Annotated in this window: 13 protein-coding genes and 1 other RNA gene; 9 read left to right on the top strand and 5 right to left on the bottom strand. The window is 32.9% G+C overall.

Annotated elements, in window-relative coordinates:
- Positions 1–12: 12 nt before the first annotated feature.
- Positions 13–8541, top strand: a complete 8529-nt coding sequence (locus GOY07_RS02695) for a DNA-directed RNA polymerase subunit beta/beta' (protein WP_175838030.1) — start codon at positions 13–15, stop codon at positions 8539–8541.
- Between the two features lie 602 nt (positions 8542–9143).
- Here the strand turns inward: GOY07_RS02695 and GOY07_RS04215 are convergent.
- Positions 9144–9296 carry a hypothetical protein gene (locus GOY07_RS04215; RefSeq protein WP_218938961.1) on the bottom strand — a complete coding sequence of 51 codons (153 nt, stop codon included), beginning with the start codon at positions 9294–9296 and terminating at the stop codon, positions 9144–9146.
- A gap of 166 nt (positions 9297–9462) precedes the next feature.
- On the opposite strand from GOY07_RS04215, the gene ssrA reads away from it, so the two are divergent.
- The 6 genes from ssrA to GOY07_RS02665 all read left to right on the top strand — a co-directional run bounded on the left by ssrA (position 9463) and on the right by GOY07_RS02665 (position 14552).
- Positions 9463–9800: a transfer-messenger RNA gene (gene ssrA, locus GOY07_RS02690) on the top strand.
- Positions 9801–9821: 21 nt separating this feature from the next.
- Positions 9822–10259, top strand: a complete 438-nt coding sequence (locus tag GOY07_RS02685) for a ClpXP protease specificity-enhancing factor SspB (RefSeq protein ID WP_175838029.1) — start codon at positions 9822–9824, stop codon at positions 10257–10259.
- Positions 10260–10481: 222 nt separating this feature from the next.
- Entirely contained in the window at positions 10482–10760 is a 279-nt protein-coding gene (locus GOY07_RS02680) for a YggT family protein (protein ID WP_175838028.1), read from the top strand.
- Entirely contained in the window at positions 10761–12878 is a 2118-nt protein-coding gene (locus GOY07_RS02675) for a DNA translocase FtsK (protein ID WP_175838027.1), read from the top strand.
- Positions 12879–12953: 75 nt separating this feature from the next.
- Complete coding sequence (gene mraY, locus GOY07_RS02670) at positions 12954–13934, top strand: phospho-N-acetylmuramoyl-pentapeptide-transferase (protein WP_175838026.1); 981 nt, start codon at positions 12954–12956, stop codon at positions 13932–13934.
- 6 nt (positions 13935–13940) lie between these two features.
- Positions 13941–14552: a ribonuclease HII gene (locus GOY07_RS02665; protein WP_175838025.1), complete on the top strand. Its 612-nt coding sequence runs from the start codon at positions 13941–13943 to the stop codon at positions 14550–14552.
- Positions 14553–14559: 7 nt separating this feature from the next.
- On the opposite strand, the gene GOY07_RS02660 is transcribed toward GOY07_RS02665, so the two are convergent.
- The gene (locus tag GOY07_RS02660) at positions 14560–15228 is read right to left on the bottom strand and encodes a VirB8/TrbF family protein (RefSeq protein ID WP_175838024.1); all 669 of its coding nucleotides are present in this window, start codon (positions 15226–15228) and stop codon (positions 14560–14562) included.
- Positions 15229–16089: 861 nt separating this feature from the next.
- On the opposite strand from GOY07_RS02660, the gene GOY07_RS02655 reads away from it, so the two are divergent.
- Positions 16090–16311, top strand: a complete 222-nt coding sequence (locus GOY07_RS02655) for a hypothetical protein (RefSeq protein WP_175838023.1) — start codon at positions 16090–16092, stop codon at positions 16309–16311.
- Positions 16312–16832: 521 nt separating this feature from the next.
- Here GOY07_RS02655 and GOY07_RS02650 read toward each other — a convergent pair.
- The 3 genes from GOY07_RS02650 to GOY07_RS02640 all read right to left on the bottom strand — a co-directional run bounded on the left by GOY07_RS02650 (position 16833) and on the right by GOY07_RS02640 (position 18860).
- On the bottom strand, positions 16833–17669 hold the full coding sequence (locus GOY07_RS02650) for a DNA polymerase III subunit delta' (RefSeq protein WP_175838022.1): 837 nt from the start codon (positions 17667–17669) through the stop codon (positions 16833–16835).
- A gap of 16 nt (positions 17670–17685) precedes the next feature.
- Positions 17686–18273, bottom strand: coding sequence for an L-threonylcarbamoyladenylate synthase (locus tag GOY07_RS02645; protein ID WP_175838020.1), 588 nt, complete (start codon positions 18271–18273; stop codon positions 17686–17688).
- A gap of 116 nt (positions 18274–18389) precedes the next feature.
- The gene (locus tag GOY07_RS02640; RefSeq protein ID WP_175838018.1) at positions 18390–18860 is read right to left on the bottom strand and encodes a hypothetical protein; all 471 of its coding nucleotides are present in this window, start codon (positions 18858–18860) and stop codon (positions 18390–18392) included.
- A 75-nt stretch (positions 18861–18935) separates the two neighbouring features.
- On the opposite strand from GOY07_RS02640, the gene miaA reads away from it, so the two are divergent.
- Entirely contained in the window at positions 18936–19829 is an 894-nt protein-coding gene (gene miaA, locus GOY07_RS02635; protein ID WP_175838016.1) for a tRNA (adenosine(37)-N6)-dimethylallyltransferase MiaA, read from the top strand.
- The last annotated feature ends 939 nt before the right edge of the window (positions 19830–20768 follow it).

Here is a 20768-nt window from a genome sequence, read left to right as displayed (position 1 = left end):
TGAGGTATTTTAATGATTAATTCTTCTTATATGTGTGCTCCTAGTGCTTTTATTCCTAGAGTTTCTTACTCTAGATCAATTGATTTAAAAGATTCTTTATCAGATTTAGTTAAAGTTCAAAAAGAGTCATACAAGTCATTTACTCCTGGAAGTCATGGTAATGAAAGACTTGAGTCTATCTTTCATTCAGTTTTTCCAGTAAATGATCCTTTGCACAGAGCTACTATTGAGTTTATAAGTTGTAGGATAGATAATCCTAAATATGATGAGTCTGAGTGTATAAAGCGTGGTATAACTTTTTCTGCTAGGGTTATTGCTTCTATACGCCTTGTTATTATGCAAGATGGTATTTCCCTTGATGAATATAAATTAATTAAAGGGAGTGGTAATCATTCTAAGCTTGCAACCGTTATAAAATTTATAGAGGAGCAAGAAGTTCATTTCTGTGAATTACCGATGATGACCGATAAAGGCACCTTCATTATTAATGGTGTAGAAAAAGTTATAGTTTCACAAATGCATAGGTCTCCTGGTGTATTTTTTGATAGTGATAAGGGAAAAACTTATAATTCTGGTAAACTAATCTATTCCGCTAGGGTTATTCCTTATAGAGGTTCTTGGCTTGATATTGAATTTGATGTTAAAGACCTCTTATATTTTCGTATTGACAGGAAAAGAAAATTGCCAGTTTCGGTCTTATTAAAAGCATTGGGCTTATCAAATAATGACATACTCAATAAATTTTATGAAAAGATAAGATATATAAAATATAAGAATAGTTGGAAAGTGCAGTTTATTCCTGATAAATTTAAGGGAGTTAGATTACCTTTCGATTTAATGGACGTTGAAGGTAATGTGTTGTTTAAAGCTAACGTCCGTATTACTTCAAGATTAGCTAAAAAGCTGTATGATGATGGATTGAAAGAGTACTTAGTGCCTTTTGATTCTATATGTGGTTTATTCCTTGCAGAAGATTTAATAGATAGTGTTAGCTCTATGAGAATTTTATCTGCCGGTGAATCTATAAAGATAGAAGATATAAAAAAGCTTGAGTTATTGTCTGTGGATGAAATATCGGTACTAAATATTGATAACTTATCTGTTGGTCCTTATATATTAAATACGCTTTTCTTAGACGAAAACATGTCTTATCAAGACGCGCTATATGAGATATATAGAGTCTTGCGCCCTGGTGAAGTTCCTGTATTAGAAATAGTAGAGGAGCTTTTTTATAATCTTTTCTTTAATCCCGAGTATTATGATCTATCTAATATTGGTAGATCAAAACTTAACTCTTATCTTGGGTTAAATTATGACGAAGATTTGACTGTTTTAACACATGAAGATATTATTGAAATTGTAAAAAAGATAGTATTGCTACGTGACGGCCAAGGATCTGTAGATGACATTGACCATTTGGGAAATAGACGAGTAAGGTCAGTTGGCGAGTTTATAGAAAATCAGTTTAGAGCTGGGCTATTAAAGCTAGAACGTGCAGTGATTGATTCCATGTCTACTTCTAGTTTAGATAAAGTTTCTTCATCTGATTTTATTAATCCAAAAGTGTTAACTAATGTCTTAAGGGATTTCTTTAATTCTTCTCAATTATCTCAGTTTATGGATCAGACTAATCCATTATCTGAAATAACACATAAAAGGAGGTTGTCAGCATTAGGTCCTGGTGGTTTAACGAGAGATCGTGCAGGATTTGAAGTGCGAGATGTTCATCCAACTCATTATGGAAGAATTTGTCCTATTGAAACTCCAGAGGGGCAAAATATAGGGTTAATCAATAGTTTAGCTATATATGCACGAGTTAACAAATATGGCTTTATTGAAAGTCCTTATAGAAAAGTAGTTAATAGGGTTGCCACTGATCAAATTGACTACTTGTCTGCTATAGATGAAGGTTTATATTATATAGCTGATGCCAGCGCAAAGCTTGACGACAATAATTGTTTTGTCGATGACATGCTGTACTGTAGATATGCTGGTAGTTTTGTCATGGTCAGTAGTGATCAAGTAAGCTACATTGACGTATCTCCTAAACAAGTAATATCAGTTGCAGCCTCTTTGATTCCATTTTTAGAAAATGATGATGCTAATAGAGCATTAATGGGTTCAAATATGCAACGTCAAGCTGTACCTTTATTAAAGCCTACTGCTCCTTTAGTTGGTACTGGCATAGAGTCTTTTGTGGCTTCTGGTTCTGGTGCTGTAGTTTTAGCAAAACGCGACGGCATAGTTGATAGTTCTGATAGTAACTCTATAGTTATACGTGCTTTTGATGAAAAAAGGGTTAACTACCTTGGCGTGGATATTTATCACTTAAAGAAATTTCAACGCTCTAACCATAATACTTGCATTAATCAAAGACCGCTAGTACGTGTAGGTGATTATGTTAAAGAGGGTGATGTAATAGCTGATGGTCCTGCAATTAATAGTGGTGAGTTAGCACTTGGTCAAAATTTGCTGGTCGCTTTCATGTCTTGGCAAGGTTATAATTTTGAAGACTCTATTGTTATCTCTAGTGAAATTGTTAAAAAAGATCTCTTTACTTCAATACATATAGAAGAATTTGAATGTGTTGTACACGATACTCCTTTAGGGTCAGAAAAAATAACTCGTGCTATACCTGGCGTTAATGAGGAAAATCTATATCACTTAGATGATACTGGTATAGTAAAAATTGGTACAAGAGTTGGCCCAGGGTATATTCTTGTAGGTAAAGTTACACCTAAACCTTCCCTTTTATTGCCTCCTGAAACAAAGTTATTAATGACAATTTTTGGTGAAAAGTCATTCGATTGTGCAGATTCTTCTCTATATACATCCCCAGATGTTGAAGGAACAGTAATTAATGTACAGGTCTTTACACGTAGAGGAGTTGAAGAAAATGAAAGGGCACTGCTTATTAAGCAGAAAGAGATGAATGATTTAGAAAAAGAACGAGATTATATAATCAATGTTGCTAGTGAATATTTCTATGATGAATTGAAAAAACTTCTTACTCATTCTTGCCTTCAAGATCAAGAAAAACTTGACGCTATTGAACGTGAACAATGGTGGGGTATAGGATTAAGAAATCGATCTATTTCTGAGCAAGTTAAGAGATTAAAAAAAGATTTTGATGAAAAAGTATCGAATGCAATAGTACAATTTAAACAAAAAGTAGAAAAGTTAAATGAAGGCTATGACTTGCCTCAAGGTGTGTCAATGTCAGTAAAAGTTTTCATTGCTGTAAAACATAGTCTGCAGCCAGGGGATAAAATGGCTGGTAGACATGGGAATAAAGGGGTGATTTCTCGAGTTGTACCAGTGGAAGATATGCCTTATTTAGAGGATGGTACGCCTGTTGATATTATCCTAAACCCTCTTGGTGTTCCGTCAAGGATGAATGTGGGACAAATATTGGAAACTCACGTGGGTTGGGCTTGCAAAAAATTAGGAGAAAAAGTAGGCAATATTCTAGATAAAATTAACAAGATTAACAGTGATTTTTGCAAAGAAATTAGATCTCTTGACGATGATAACTTTGCAAAATTTGCAGTGGTATATTTTGCTAATAAAAAAGCTGAAGAAGTTAGCGATGATGAAATAACGAATTCCCTTATTCATATATCTAATGAAGGTGCGCTCAATGATGAATTAAACGTGTTAGTGAAAGGTTATTTAAACTCTTGCAAAAGTGCGTACGAAGATTTGCGTAGCTTCCTCATTGAAATTTATAGCTGTGGTAGTGACGTATCTATTTGCAACAATATTCGCAACATTGACAATAGTAACTTGATTGAATTTGCGCATAAATTACGTTATGGCGTTCCTGTTGCTGCACCTGTGTTTGAAGGTCCGAAGGATAAAAAAATAACAAAATTATTTACACTTGCTGGCTTAGATCCTTCTGGACAAACTGAAGCATATGATGGCCGCACCGGTGAGAAATTTGACCGTAAGGTCACGGTTGGTTATATGTATATGCTTAAGCTGCATCATCTGGTCGATGATAAAATTCATGCGCGTTCAGTAGGGCCTTACAGTTTAGTTACTCAGCAACCTCTTGGAGGAAAATCCCATTTTGGCGGTCAACGTTTTGGTGAAATGGAATGTTGGGCATTGCAAGCTTATGGTGCCGCTTATACTTTACAAGAAATGCTAACTGTGAAGTCTGATGACATTAATGGTAGGGTTAAGATTTATGAATCGATAATAAAAGGTGACAGCAACTTCGAATGTGGAACTCCTGAATCTTTCAATGTGATGATAAAAGAACTACGTTCTTTATGTTTAAATGTGGCTTTAAAGCAAAATAATGTTGTTATTGAAGACATATCTCACACTAACATTGCACAGCCTTTTGATAAAATTGGCATATCAATTGCTAGCCCTGAGAATATTAAGTCTATGTCTTACGGTGAGGTAAAAGACGTCTCAACTGCAAATTATCGTACATTCAAAGTTGAAAAAGGTGGATTATTTTGTCCTAAGATCTTTGGTCCAGTTAATGATGATGAATGTTTGTGTGGAAAATACAAAAAAAGAAGACACAGAGGCCGTATATGTGAAAAATGTGGAGTGGAGGTTACATCTTCTAAAGTAAGAAGAGAAAGAATGGGTCATATAGAGCTTGCGTCTCCTGTTGCCCATATATGGTTTTTAAAGTCACTCCCTTCAAGAATTGGAGCATTATTAGACATGTCTCTCAGAGATATTGAGAATATTTTGTATAGCGATAATTACATTGTGATAGATCCCCTTATTTCTCCTTTTGAAAAGGGTGAGATTATTAGTGAGAAAACTTATAATGAAGCTAAAGATGACTATGGTATCGATAGTTTTGTAGCTATGCAAGGTGTTGAAGCTATAAGAGAGTTACTGACTTGTCTTGATTTGCATCAAATCAGAAAGGATTTAAGAATGGAATTAGAGTCTGTTGCCTCTGAAATAAGAAGAAAGAAGATCATAAAGAGATTACGTATTATTGAAAATTTTATTAAATCTGGAAATAGACCTGAGTGGATGATACTTACGACTATACCTATTTTACCACCTGACTTACGTCCTTTAGTGTCGCTTGAAAGTGGTCGTCCTGCAGTTTCTGACTTAAATCATCATTATAGGACTATTATTAATAGAAATAACAGATTGAGAAAATTATTAAGCTTAAATCCTCCTGAAATTATGATTCGTAATGAAAAAAGGATGTTACAAGAAGCAGTTGATTCTCTTTTCGATAATAGCCGTCGTAATGCTCTAACAAATAAAGCTGGTGCTATTGGATATAAAAAATCTATTAGTGACATGCTGAAAGGAAAACAAGGACGTTTCCGCCAGAATCTCTTGGGAAAAAGGGTAGATTATTCTGGACGTTCTGTAATAGTCGTTGGTCCAGCTTTGAAGTTGAATCAATGTGGGTTACCGAAAAGAATGGCTCTTGAACTATTTAAGCCTTTTGTTTATTCAAAGCTTAAGATGTATGGTATGGCTCCAACTATCAAGTTTGCTAGTAAATTGATAAGAGCGGAAAAACCTGAAGTTTGGGATATGCTAGAAGAAGTGATAAAAGAGCATCCTGTTTTGCTAAATAGAGCGCCTACTCTACATAGGCTTGGTATTCAAGCCTTTGAGCCAATCCTTATTGAAGGCAAAGCTATACAACTTCATCCACTTGTTTGTACAGCATTTAACGCAGATTTTGATGGCGATCAAATGGCAGTGCATGTGCCGATTTCATTAGAAGCCCAGCTTGAAGCGAGGGTACTAATGATGTCAACCAATAATGTTTTAAGCCCTTCTAATGGCAGGCCAATTATAGTTCCTAGTAAAGATATAATACTTGGTATATATTATTTAACTTTGCAGGAACAAACTGATAAAGAAGATGGTGATTTACCATTTTTAGGCACTTTCGGTGAAGTTGAACACTCTTTAAGTGATGGCGCTTTACATATTCATTCTAATATAAAGTATAGAATGGAGTATAAAAATGGCGAAGGCGAAATTTGCTATAAAACCATTCACACGACTCCTGGTCGCTTAATATTGTGGCAGATTTTTCCTAAACATGAGAATCTAAGTTTTGGTCTTGTAAATCAGGTATTAACAGTTAAAGAAGTAACTAGTATAGTTGATTTAATATATCGCAACTGTGGTCAAAGTGCTACAGTGGAGTTTTCTGATAGGTTGATGGTACTTGGCTTTGAATATGCTACATTTTCTGGCATTTCTTTTAGCCGTTGTGATCTGGTTATACCTGAAACTAAAGCTGAACACGTCGATCGTGCAAGAGGTGAAATCAAGAAGTTCTCTATGCAATATCAAGATGGTCTAATAACTAGAAGTGAGAGATATAATAAGGTTATAGACGAATGGTCTAAATGTACAGATATGATAGCTAATGATATGTTAAAATCAATATCTATATATGATAGAGATAGTAAGTACAATTCAGTGTATATGATGGTTAATTCCGGTGCCAGGGGTTCTACTTCACAGATGAAGCAGCTAGCTGGGATGCGAGGGCTTATGACTAAGCCTTCTGGTGAGATCATAGAGACACCTATAATTTCTAACTTCCGTGAAGGGTTAAATGTATTTGAGTATTTTAATTCTACTCATGGTGCACGTAAAGGTCTTGCTGATACTGCACTTAAAACTGCTAATTCTGGATATTTAACTCGTCGTTTAGTTGATGTATCTCAAAATTGTATAGTTACAAAGCGTGACTGTAAAACGAAAAATGGCCTTGTTGTAAGAGCTACAGTTGAAGGAGGTACTATAGTTGCATCTTTAGAAAGAGTTGTGCTGGGCAGAACAGCTGCAAATGATATATATAATCCAGTGACAAAAGAATTATTGGTGAAAGCAGGAGAATTAATTGATGAGGATAAGGTTAAACAGATCAATATTGCAGGTCTTGATGCTGTAAAAATTAGATCACCTTTAACTTGTGAAGTAAGTCCGGGAGTATGTTCTTTGTGCTATGGAAGAGATCTTGCAACTGGTAGAATTGTCTCGATAGGTGAAGCAGTTGGTGTAATAGCTGCTCAGTCTGTTGGAGAGCCTGGTACTCAGTTGACGATGCGTACTTTTCACATAGGTGGAGTGATGACTAGAGGTGTTGAATCCTCAAATATTGTAGCATCTATCAATGCCAAAATAAAATTGAATAACAGTAACATAATTGTAGATAAAAATGGAGATAAAATTGCAATAAGTCGTTCTTGTGAAGTAGTGTTAACTGATAATCTTGGTAGTGAGAAGTTGAGACATAGTATACCTTATGGTGCTAAACTTTATATAGATGAAGGTGAGTCAGTGAAAATTGGTGATAAGATTGCAGAATGGGATCCTTATACATTGCCTATTATCACGGAAAAGACTGGTACAGTATTGTACCAAGATTTAAAAGATGGGGTGTCAATTACTGAAGTTATGGATGAATCTACGGGAATATCAAGTAAAGTAGTAAAAGATTGGAAACTGTACTCCGGTGGAGCTAATTTACGTCCTCGCATAGTGCTACTTGATGATAATGGTGAGGTAATGACGCTCGCAAGCGGTGTTGAAGCATGTTATTTTATACCAATTGGTGCAGTACTTAATGTGCAAGATGGTCAGAAAGTTCATGCAGGTGACGTTATTACAAGAACACCTAGGGAATCAGTTAAAACTCGTGATATTACTGGAGGTTTGCCGAGAGTTATAGAATTGTTCGAAGCACGGCGTCCTAGGGAGCATGCCATCGTTAGTGAGATAGATGGTCATGTGGTATTTTCTGAGAAAGATCGAAGAGGAAAACGTAGTATACTTATAAAACCTTCAGATGAACAGATTTCTCCAATTGAGTATTTGGTGTCAAGAAGTAAACACGTAATAGTTAATGAGGGTGATTTTGTACGTAAAGGTGATTTATTGATGGATGGTGATCCTGATCTCCATGATATTTTGCGCGTACTTGGATTAGAAGCTTTGGCGCATTATATGATTTCTGAAATACAGCAGGTTTACAGATTGCAGGGTGTTCGTATAGATAACAAGCATTTAGAGGTGATATTAAAGCAAATGTTGCAGAAAGTAGAAATTACTGATCCTGGTGATACTATGTACTTGGTTGGCGAAAGCATTGACAAGTTGGAAGTTGATAAAAGAAATCATATTATGAATAACTCTGGCAAGCGGCCTGCTTGTTATCTTCCTATTCTGCAAGGAATTACTAGAGCAAGTCTTGAAACTAAATCCTTTATTTCTGCTGCTTCTTTTCAAGAGACAACAAAAGTGCTGACAGAAGCAGCATTCTGTGGGAAAGAAGATCCTTTAAGTGGATTAAAGGAAAATGTTATAGTGGGAAGATTAATTCCTGCTGGTACAGGCTTGATTATGAGTAAAGTCAGGGCACTTTCGCTTTGTGATAATATAGATAAATATGAAAAGTATTTTGATATTGAAACTTATGACGAGAAATCGTTAAGGGGTAATGGTTGCCACTTGGCTTCTGGAGAGAAGGAAAGTGTAGTAGAATCACATTATAATCATCCAAATTAAATGTGGCTAACAAAAACAGATGTGTAAAACTGTGTGAACGCTAGCGTAGTCTTATACTAATTCTTATTGTTAATGGATCAAATAGATGATATTGCAAAGTTATTTAATTGCGGAGTGAGAAAAAGAGGTAATAACTTTACATAAAGTGCTCTCAAGTAAAGCAATTGTATTACAGGCTTTTTTTATACACAATTAAAATCTCTCTTAATAGGATTGAGCCCTGGTAAGGGTGGTGATAGGTATATAATCTTGATATTTTTAGATACTTTAAATTTTTTGACTTATGCTAACTAGCACAATTCATGACAAGAAAGATGTCTCGTGTTCTTAAATATTGCAATTGGTGCAAACGTCTAGAATTTTCTCCATTTTGTAATTAACTGCACTGTAGAAATGAAAATTTTATTTACCTAATTTTATTTTAATCTGTTTTCTTATAAAACTTTATTTTTTGCATATTACGGTATACTGCAGGATTTATTGACATTCAAGCCAGATTTTTTTCTAGATTCTTATTTCTTTAACGTTAATATTGTATTCTCTTGTATCCATACTTCAACTTGTTTAAATTAACTCTGATTCAATCTAGTTTTTCTACTCCATTAAGGTGGAGTAAGTAATTTTTTTCTCTTCCAAATTTTATGTGCTTTATTTATGCAGTTAGTGCTGTTCTTGAAATGCAACATATTTTTGCTACTGCTGTTTATGCCGTGTTTTTTTTGCTGCGATTGCAGCATTTTTCGTGACTTTTTCATCCAATAATTTTGATTTCAATGCCATGTCACTTTTTTTTACTAATTAACAATTAGAATTGGTACGAATATCTCTGCTGTAATTATGATTATATCGGTAAGCAGGCAAAGTAATTCTCTTTCTGAAAATCTTAATTTTATTTAAGCTATCAATTAACTTAAAGTTAAGTATCTTGACATTTATTAAATATTGCTATACAATGACTAGGTGTACTTTGATACGCTATGGCAATAAAATTACCTTATAATAAGTGTATTGGACCCGAGGGCAGTGCTCGGCGCCTCCACCATATTTTTAATTTACATGGGGGCGAATTAAGAGTAGACATACATAGTAAAGATGGTAACTTTGCTCGGTTAGATACCACCGCTAAGAGTTCATAATTTAAATGCAAACGATAATTTTGCTGCTGAAAACGATGTTGCGGTAGCTGCTTAATTTAAGCACTATAACTGCATTGCTATAAGCACGGTTTAGGGAACGCCGGGTAACAGAAGTTTCCCAAAATTCACATGTTTAAGATTTATATGGATAAGGTAAGTTATAAGAAATCACTCAATTCTGCCAAATTTCAAGTTATCAAAAAGGCTTTAACGATTATATCATGTGAAAGCTTTACTCCTCATTTAGAAATATTATTTTTCACGTATTTTAATAGTGTTGTCATACCAAATTACTTAAGAAAGTTACATCCTACTCAAATGCTTATTGTATTGCAGCATCAATTTTATAATTTGAAAATTTTTGAGGATAGATTTAGTGTTGGTTTGAGTTTTTGCGGAAAACAAGAGCAAGTCACCGTGCCGTTTTTTGCTATTGGGAAATTTTATGATAAAATTTCAGGAGATGTTTTAATATTTGATAAAATCAGTATAGATTCTGACAAAGAATATAAAAGTGAGAAATATACTGAGAATTCATCAAATGATAGTATTATATCTATAGGCCAATTGCGTGATAAGTAGTTATTTGTAGGATGTTTGAAAATATACTCTATAAATAAAAAAATAAGCAGATAGGATTGTCAGACTTGCTGCCAAAATTTTATAGATATAGTCATACGAAGCTACTTTTTCTGATAAGTTCTCTAATTTATGTTAAAATAACATATTGAACTTGGAAAGGGGGGGTTGATTTAAAATTCCTAAATACTTATCTTTTATATAATTTTCATATAATGGACACGCATGCATCCAATCATATATTTACTGAACATGTTGCTTGATCTTTATAGCTTCATTCTAATATGTTGGATTATTCTGGATTGCTTGATCAAGCTTAATATAGTAAACATGTATAACGAAGTTTTAAGCAACATAATGCACGCTTTGAATCTGCTCATCCATCCACCACTGAAAGTTATCAGGAGGTATATACAACCACTCAATGGGTTGGACTTATCTGTAATGATATTGCTAATAGCGATTCACTTTGTAAAATATACAATAACTTACTACTTTAAGTAGATGCTAAAAAAATATCTAAAAGCAGTAATATATTTATCACTTTTGATATACATATATATATCAGTTTTTAGTTATAATTATAAAGATCCATCCTTAAACACAGTCACAGATAGAGAAGTAACAAATTTAGGTGGAATAGTAGGTTCTTATTTAGCTGATATATTAGTTCAATTTTTTGGATTAATTAGTGTTACAATAGCTACCACTATAGTTTATTTTTTGATCTTTAAATCATCAGGAAGGCTACTGAAAATTCTCTACTCAATATTAATCAATATAGGAATATGTGCTATATTACCACAACTTTCACTGGGCATTACTGCTGGATATATGCACAGTGGAGTAATAGGAAATGCACTAATTAATAACTGCCCTTTTTACGTATTTATGATAGCAACGTTAATAGGTATTATAGGGTTAATTGGTTGGAGGAGAACGGTTTACTTGCTATTCCTCTTATGTAAAAAAGCAGCTTCTCTTTTTGTAAGGGTTCTGTTTTTTAGGTCATATAAAGTTGCTGAGTATCTGACTGCACCATTAGTAGTGGATAAAAAATGCAGAGCTCAAATTACTACTAAACAGCAACCAAAAGAAATGCAGAAGAAAGTTATTGAAGAGATCTTTAAATCTTCTAATGAGTTTGAGTTTCCAAGCATTCACTTACTTTCTAAAGCAGAAAAATCTTTACAGATAGACCAGCTGAATGAGGTGGAGGGCAATAAAAATTTATTTTTGCTGAAGCAAGTCCTTAGTGATTTTGGAATACAAGGAAAAATTATTAGTGTGTGTTATGGGCCAGTTGTAACTTTATATAAGCTTGAACCACAAGCTGGTACAAAATCTGCAAGAGTAATTGGCCTCGCAGATGACATTGCACGTTCAATGAGTGCATTATCTACACGTATTTCAATAATTCGTGGACAAAATGCTATGGGAATAGAATTCCCAAACAAGGAACGAGAAATCGTTATGCTACGTGACTTGCTTGAATCATCGGAGTACCAAAATGTAAATTTAAACCTTCCAATTGCACTTGGTAAAGAAATAAGTGGGAAACCAGTTGTTGCTGATCTGGCTAAAATGCCTCACTTGCTTGTTGCTGGGACTACAGGATCAGGTAAATCAGTTGCAGTTAACACTATGATTCTTTCACTTATTTATCGATTAAGTCCTGATGCGTGTAAGATGATAATGATCGATCCAAAGATGCTTGAGCTTTCAATATATGATGCAATACCACACCTAATAACGCCGGTAGTAACAGAGCCAAAAAAGGCTGTTATTGCTCTTAAGTGGATAGTAAAAGAGATGGAAAATCGCTATCGTATGATGTCATATTTGAATGTACGCAATGTAATAAACTATAACCAAAAGATCATAGAAGCAATGAATAGTGGGATAGAATTAGAGCGTGTTGTACAGATTGGATTTAACTCAATAACAGGCAAACCCTTATTTGAAAAGATACCAATCAAGATGGAGACATTTCCATATATTGTAGTAATTGTAGATGAAATGGCAGATTTGATGCTTGTTGCTGGTAAAGAAATAGAGTGTTCTATTCAACGTTTAGCTCAAATGGCTCGTGCTGCAGGAATACACATTATAGTAGCAACACAACGTCCATCTGTGGATGTGATAACAGGCGTGATAAAAGCGAACTTTCCAACGAGAATCAGTTTTGCTGTCACTTCTAAAATAGATAGCAGGACAATACTTGGTGAACAAGGTGCTGAACAATTGCTCGGTATGGGTGACATGCTCTATATGGCCTCTGGTGGTAAGATTATGCGAGTTCATGGTCCATTTGTGAGTGATGCAGAAGTGCAAAATATAGTTGATCATCTAAAAATGCAAGGTAAACCAAACTATATAGAGGAAATCACAAAAGAAGATTCTTCTGCAGAATTAGAGGGTGAAATAGAAGATGGAGAGAATGCTTTATATAAGCAAGCAATAGCTATTATTCAAAGGGATCAAAAAGTTTCAACTAGTTACATTCAACGACAGCTTAGAATAGGCTATAACAGGGCTGCAAATATTGTTGAAAAAATGGAAAAAGAAGGTATTATCAGCGCTCCAAATTACTCAGGAAAGAGAGAGATATTAGTAGAGTAATTACCAATATCTCTGCGTTATGATATATTTATGAGTATCAGATATGATATTAAATCAGTTAGTTTAAATGGATAGATGAAGTTACTTGCAAAAATATTTTTCACTTCATTTATTCTTGGGTTTATTCTTTTCCCTTATTTTATAAAATTTCTAAAAAAAATTAGCAAAAATAGACAACCTATCAGGTTATGCAATCCAGAAAGTCATTTAATTACAAAAAGAAATACACCTACCATGGGGGGAATAGTAATACTGACTTCTTCTTTATTATCAATTTTATTTTTGGTTCAGTTAACGCCAGAGATTTTATTGCTAGTGTCTATAACTCTATCCTTTGCTCTAATTGGATTTGTTGACGATTATTTAAAGTTAAAAGCAAATAGCGATCGAGGGTTAAGCGCGAAAACCAAAATACTCATCCAATTTATTATTGCACTGGTTAGCATGTTTGTATTTAAGCTCAGCTTTGCTGAAGATTTTGCAAAAACGGTTCTATTTAAAAGGGTAATGATCGACTTTGGCTACCTATATGTTCCATTTGCTGCATTTGTAGTGGTTGGTTCTTCTAATGCTGTAAACTTAACAGATGGCCTAGATGGCCTTGTAGCAACTCAAATCATTATTTCTTTTGTTTCTTTGGGGTTAATTGCATATATGACTCAAGCAGATATAAATATTATCCTGTTCTGCATCGCGTTTATAGGAGCGACTTTAAGTTTCTTGTGGTTTAATACGCATCCAGCAAAAATGTTTATGGGTGACATTGGCAGTTTATCAATTGGTGCAGCTCTAGGATTAACTAGTATTTTAATTAAAAGAGAAATGCTTTTTACTATTATTGGAGTAATCTTTGTGATAGAGACTTTATCTGTTATTATTCAGGTATCGTACTTCAAATATACAAAATTTAAGTATGGAAAGGGAAAAAGGATTTTTCTTATGACACCAATACACCATCATTTTGAAAAGAAAGGATGGTCAGAAAACGAGATAGTTATAAAATTTTTGATAATTACTGTTATCTTTTCAGTTTTCACTGTTACTTTTTTGTTATAGAAGCTTATGGCATATCCTGATTTTACATTAGAAAATAAATTATCAGGAGTGATAGCAGGAGTAGATGAAGTTGGAAGGGGGGCACTAGCTGGTCCAGTAATATCTGCGGCTGTAATATTCCCTAGCAGAAGTATGGTCATTGAAGAAATTAACGATTCAAAGAAATTGACCGCTAGAAATAGGCAAATCCTATATGAAAAAATAACATCCATTGCAAAATTTGGTATAGGAATAGCAAGTGTAGCAGAAATAAATTCATATAATATTTTGCAAGCAACGAAACTTTCAATGGAACGTGCGTTGGTAGAATTAGGTGTAGAGTTAGATTACGTGCTAATTGATGGTAATCAGCCACCTAAAATAAGATGGAAAATGAAGTCCATAATAAACGGCGATAATTTGAGCATATCAATTGCGGCAGCTTCAATCGTTGCAAAAGTGACAAGAGATCAATTGATGCAAGAATTGCATAATCAATATCCAAAATATAACTGGTATAAGAATAAAGGATATGGAACAAAGGAGCACATAAGTGCCATAAATCTTTATGGTGTTACAGGATATCATAGAAAAAGTTTTGCACCCGTTTTAAGCTCCATTAAACGGGCACTACTTTAACGCGCGATTACTTATATTCATAATCATTAACAATAAATTTAAATGGTATTATACCAGCTAGAGTTGCTTTTATATTTGACAAAGTAAAGCTAATCTCAATAGTTTGATCCTTTGTTTTCTTATCTTGCTCGATTATGAAAATCACAGTAGCATTTCCAACAAACGTGACTAAATCTTTGATTGATCGGTCAATGGACAATTTTACTACATTTATGTTGAAAATTTTTCTTTTAGATGAAGGCAAATCACCAGCTTCATCATTCATTTTTTTCTGAAAGTTTTGGTAGATTTTATGTGTAGAGTTGTTTTTTATGAAATTTTTCTGGTACCATGGCTCAACAACTTTATTAGATTCATACATTTCGACATATTTACTCATTAAGTATCTTGCTACAGAAGTGTATTCATCTTCATCTTTTTTAAAACTAAGCTTACGTATTACAGAAAACTCATCCTCTGTGTGACTTACATACTTCACGAAGTTTAAATCTTTTTTAATAGGGAATAATAAGTATATATTTAATAGTAATAGGCACAGACACACTAAGAGGCACAATACTATCAGCGCCATCCAAGATCTTTCTGCTACGCAAAATAGATATTTATGACAGTACCATTCAATTGCTTTACTGAAATAACTCTTATTTTTTACTGATTCACGCAGCTTATCTTCCATAATGTAAAGCACTATTGAATTATTATTATAATAATAAACCCTAAAAATTTTAAAATATATTTAAATTTCTCAAAACAGGATGAATGATTATATCATCTTATCCAGCTATAAAATAGAATTTGTTGATTTTACTCACATCTACATTTATCATCTTTACGCTGAAATTTTAGGATGATAAATGTCACTTTTTACACTTTTATTATTATTATAATAATGTAATTTATCTTGGTTAAAATAACCAAATTCATCAGCAAGAACTTCTGTCTTTACCACCTTTAACTATCCAAATAAGTCGACTGAATGATTTTGAAACTTGGGCTCAATAGCTCCTTCCGTGGTAAAAATTTAGGTGTGTGATTAACATATTCCTTAAATTTTAGACTATATAAATCTTTTCTACATTACTAAAATCCACAAGCTTATATTCATCTAAAACGTTAGAATATTGTTGATCATAATCTAAAATATTATAAAACTTTAGTTTATAATCGCCTTCATTTAATTTAACACCTTTAAGGTAATGAAATACTCTAGTAATTCTTGTCTCCTCTTTTGTAATGTAATTGCGCGTACAACTAACTCACTATTGAATATGTGATAGCCAATTTTTTGGCAAAGTAGCTATATTAATTGCATTTGTTTAGCTTAAAAATTTGCTTTGTAAATACGATTCTATAACTCTTTCCCTTTCTTTAAAGTTACATTCGGATCTGAACTATATTTTTAATTCAGTTTAGTTCTTTCTGCATGCCTTATGCCGGTCCTCATATTGTTAATTGGTTAAATAAGTGTGACATTACATAGTTGTTTAATTGCGGAGCGAGAAAAAGAGGTAATAAATTTATATAAAGCGTTCTAGTAATGGTACTTTTAAATTTTTTGACTATGTCCATTAGCAAAATCCATAATAAGAAAGGCTTCTTGAATAATGAAAGTAAGAATTCAGAAGAAATTTGGCTTTTGAAAAATGTTAGCAAGTCTACATTACGTTGTAATGTGCAAAAAATGAAGTCTTTGTATATTACGCCAAAGCCAATTTGCAATGAACAAGATGAAGGTAGAAAGGAAGAGTTAAAAAATTAATGAGACTATTGGTAAGTGTGCTCTGAATAAGAAGAGTTATTCATCTTTGATGAACTACAGTTTTATACATATTTGAAAGTTGAACATGAGTAATTAAAAAGGGGCATTAGAACATTAGGTTAAAGTAAAATTAGGTAGACAAAATTTTTGCCTCTGCAGAGAGGGAGCTTATTTGTATCTAATTATCAACACTGATTGTATGAATATATTTTTTGAACAAGTGTTGCAATATTTTAGAACATGAGACATCTTTCTTATCATGGATTATGCTAGTTATCATAAGTTAAGAAATTTAAAAGTGCCTAAATGTTACTTATTTTGCCTTATTAATAATAAGAATTGGTATCAGTACAGCTTTATTAAGACTTCTATTGCAACACTTATTAAAAAAATATATTGATACAATCAATGTTGACAATTAGATACAAAATTGATTGCCGTACAGTTAATTTACTATTAGTCAGATCAATGCTTGAAATATTAAATTAACGAAATTTAATTATAAATTTATATTGAAAATATTATACTTCATAAACTGATGCTACGATATTAACTACGTTAGTTAAAACGTGCTTTTTATCTAAGTGAAGCTGTCCAGCAGCAGAAAAAAGTTCATCTATTTTTCTCCATTGACTAAGTAAGATTTCGATATTGTGGACCTTTCTCTTTATTCTTTCTAGAATGAAGGCCTGAATTATATATGATGCTAATTCCAGTTCAATTTCGCTATTAATTACTTTATTAATGGCATTAGGATTTTTTAAATTATGAAGGAATTTATAAAAGCACTTATATGAGTTATAAGTATCACTACTTATTGTATTTATTATTATTCCTGGCATTCCTGGAAATAAAGTAATGATTTCTTCAAATGTGCTACTGTCTAATTTACACTGAGATAAAACAATTTGCTTCGTTTCATTATAAGTTAATGGCAGTAAGTTCAGCTGAAAACACCTGCATTGAATAGTGGTTTGTATATTGTATGGCCTATGACTAATTATGAATATCTTTGAGTTTTTTGGCGGTTCTTCTAATACTTTTAATATTGCATTTCTAGCGTTGTTTGTCATTGCTTCTAGGCTATCTATTATAGCTATCTTGTATTCTGATTGAATAGGGCTTAAGTGCAGAAAATTTTTCATTTCTCTCACTTTTTCTACTCCAATGATATCACCTTCAACAATGTGTAAGTCCAGTGCTGCTTCATTGCAGTTTTTTACAAGAAACCAATTGGAAAAGGATTTTGCGAGCGTTGCTTTTCCTATACCTTTTTTACCACAAATTAACCAGGATTGAATAGATAAGTTATCCATCAATCTTTTTTTGGCTTGATCATGACCTATTACTTTTTTCATTCTTTTTTTATAGATTTCAGTCCGAAAGCATATTATTTACTGCTTGCAATGAAATTGTACCTTCTCTTAAAATCTTAACCTTATCCACAGTTAAGTCAATAATACTAGATTCTGTACTAGAAACTAATTCATCATCTTCAATCACTGCAGATAAATGTTGCTTAATAGGTTGAGGTATATCGCTTGCCTTACACACACTTTTTTCTCCCGAAATATTTATACTGGTTGCAACTATTGGAGTTTTTAGCCTATTTAATATTGAAATTGCAATAGGATGATCAGGTATTCTTACTCCTATAGTACCTTTAAAGAATCTATTTGGCAATATGTTGTTATTTTTAAGCGGTAAAATATAGGTAATTGGTCCAGGAGAAAAGTGATTTATTAAATTAATATATTTTCCCTCTAGCTTTGCTATTTTTGCTAAACTGTGAACATCACTAACAAATATAGATAGTGGCTTATCTTGAGAGCGTTTCTTTACCTGATATGTTTTTTCGATAGCTCCACTATCTAGTGCATTGCAAGCAAGAGCATATACTGTCTCTGTTGGGAAACAGACTAGCAAATTATTCTGTATTGCATTTATTGTTTTAGCTATCATATAGCTAAACTTAGCGATCAGATTAGCCTTTTGCATAAGTAGTTGAATAGTTATTTATATTGAACTTTACTAGCACTTCTAGTTAGTGTGAATATTATAAGTTTACTGCAAATTTGCTAGATTCCAAATTCTTCATTGATTTTATCAACTATCTCTGGTGACGGATCCTCTCCCCATCCTGAGTATAAAACTTCTCCGTAATCTGCAACATCCATAGAACCAGTTCTACTTTTTGCGAGAAACATTTCTTTCTTGTCTTTATCAACTAATACATAGTGCCATGCTGATCTTCCACGGTCTTTACCACGGACTAAATATATGAGATCTGACCTACTTCTTCTTGTTGCATCAGCAAAAGATCTTTCATTGACAGTTCTGCTTTTGCCTTTTATGTTAATACTCTCAGAAAAAATTTCTTTCGATTCAATTTTTTTGCTTGCTAACTGGGAAATTTTTCCTCTCTCTTCTAGTGCACGTGCTTTAGTATTTTGAGATGAATATTTACTAGAAAAACTTCCTCCTGTACTATTAGAACTCCTATTTGCGAAACGCTTAATAAATGAATTATCCTCGTTGTTTTCTACCATAAAAATCTCCAAATTTTAGATTGCATAATCTAAATTTTTACTACACCCTACCATACGTTAATTAAATTAATACTAATGAGAAATAGAATAATAATTATTACAGGAATTACAGCTTCAGGTAAATCAGAATTGTGTGATGACTTGATAGAAAAGTATAGAAATATTAGTATACTAAACTGTGATTCAAAGCAAGTGTACAAAGAAATTCCCATAATCACTGCTCAGCCACCAAAGCAAGAAGAGCTTTATAAACTATATGGTTATGTTTCAGTAAAAGAAAATTATTCTGTGGGTTTATGGCTAGAAGACCTAAAAAGAGAAATTGATTGCGCGTTAGAAAATGCGCGAATGCCTATTCTTACTGGAGGAAGTGGGCTTTATATTAGCAGTTTAATCAAGGGCTTATCAGTAATACCAAAAATAAGTGAGGAAATAAGAAAAAATGTAAATGAACTCAGGCAAAATTTAAGTAAAGAGGAGTTTTATAAATTAGTGCTAAGCAAAGACTCGAAAATTCAAGGTAAAATATCCGCAAATGACTCGCATCGCCTTTCAAGGGCACTTGAAGTTATTACTGCGACTGGCAAGTCAATTTTCTTATGGCAAGAAAATAAACAGCCCCCTTTATTTGATAATTTTAAGATGTATGTAGTTTTGCCTAAACGTGAGGGCGTATACCGAAAAATAAATTCCCGTTTTGTTACAATGATTAAAAATGGGGCAGTTGACGAAGTAAAAAAACTGCTTAGCATGAAACTAGCTCCGCATTTGCCAGCTATGAAAGTGCACGGAGCACCAGAAATTATAAAGTACTTAAAAGGTAAGATTACTTTAAGTGAGGCGATACAAATCGCTCAAACAAATACAAGGCATTACGCAAAACGTCAGTATACCTGGTTTAAAAACCAATTTCCAAATTCTGAAGTAATTGACTGTGCAAAAAAATTGATAGGATTTGAGATATTTTAATTGTTGTCAAAGTCAAGTCTCATGTTCCTTGTTTAAGGATTCACATCTGTGGGTTTTTTGCTTCCAGCAAATCGCTTAGCCCGTGCTCTATCTTTATTTAAAAGAATCTAAGCTTTTTGCCTAATTTCTGGAATATTCTTTTCATGATAAAAAATAAGCTTTTATCACTTATATTATAATCCTTTAATCTCTTAAAAACAGTAAAGGATAATTTACTATCCTTATATATGTCACACCATCTTTTCCATCTTAGGATTTAAGTGTGAATCTTGCTGATACCAATTCTCATTGTTGGTATGTCAAATAAGTGACATTGTAAAGTAGGAAAGAGAGGTAATAAATTTGCATAAATCGCTCTTAAATAAAGCAATTTATTTAAGAAAAGCTTCTCGTATTCTTAAATATTGCAACATTTATTTAAGAAAAATGTTTGTACAATCAGTGTTGATATTAGGTACAAATAAGCTAGAAACCTCTCTATCATAGTCTTATTAGGTTTTTTCAGTCTTCTTATCTACTTCATCTTGTTCATTGCGAATTGATCTTGGCGTGATATACGAAAACTTCATTTATACTGTGCTTTTTGCTATAATGACAGTATTTAATTTTTTTCAAATGTGCGCTATTGCTGATTTTATGACTTTTTCATCTAGTAATTTTGATTTTAATGTCATTTAAATTTGATTGTTTTACTTACTTCAGTATGGCTTCTTTTTCATTATTGTCCATCTGTTATTTGTATAGTGAGAATTGGTATAAGTATCCTGAATAAGAGTTATTTTCTTTGATGAACCGCAGTTTTACACATATTCGAAAGTTAAACATGAATAATTAAAAAGTGGCATTAGAACATAGGTTAAAGTAAAATTAAGTAGATAAAATTTTTGTCTCTACAGTGCAATTAATCCTAAAAATGAAGAGAGTTCTGGCTTATTTGTA

The sequence above is a fragment of the Wolbachia endosymbiont of Litomosoides sigmodontis genome (genome assembly GCF_013365435.1).
In the GTDB taxonomy this organism is placed as follows: domain Bacteria; phylum Pseudomonadota; class Alphaproteobacteria; order Rickettsiales; family Anaplasmataceae; genus Wolbachia.
Note: the sequence above shows the minus strand (reverse complement) of the source record. Positions and strands in the feature narration are given on the sequence as shown.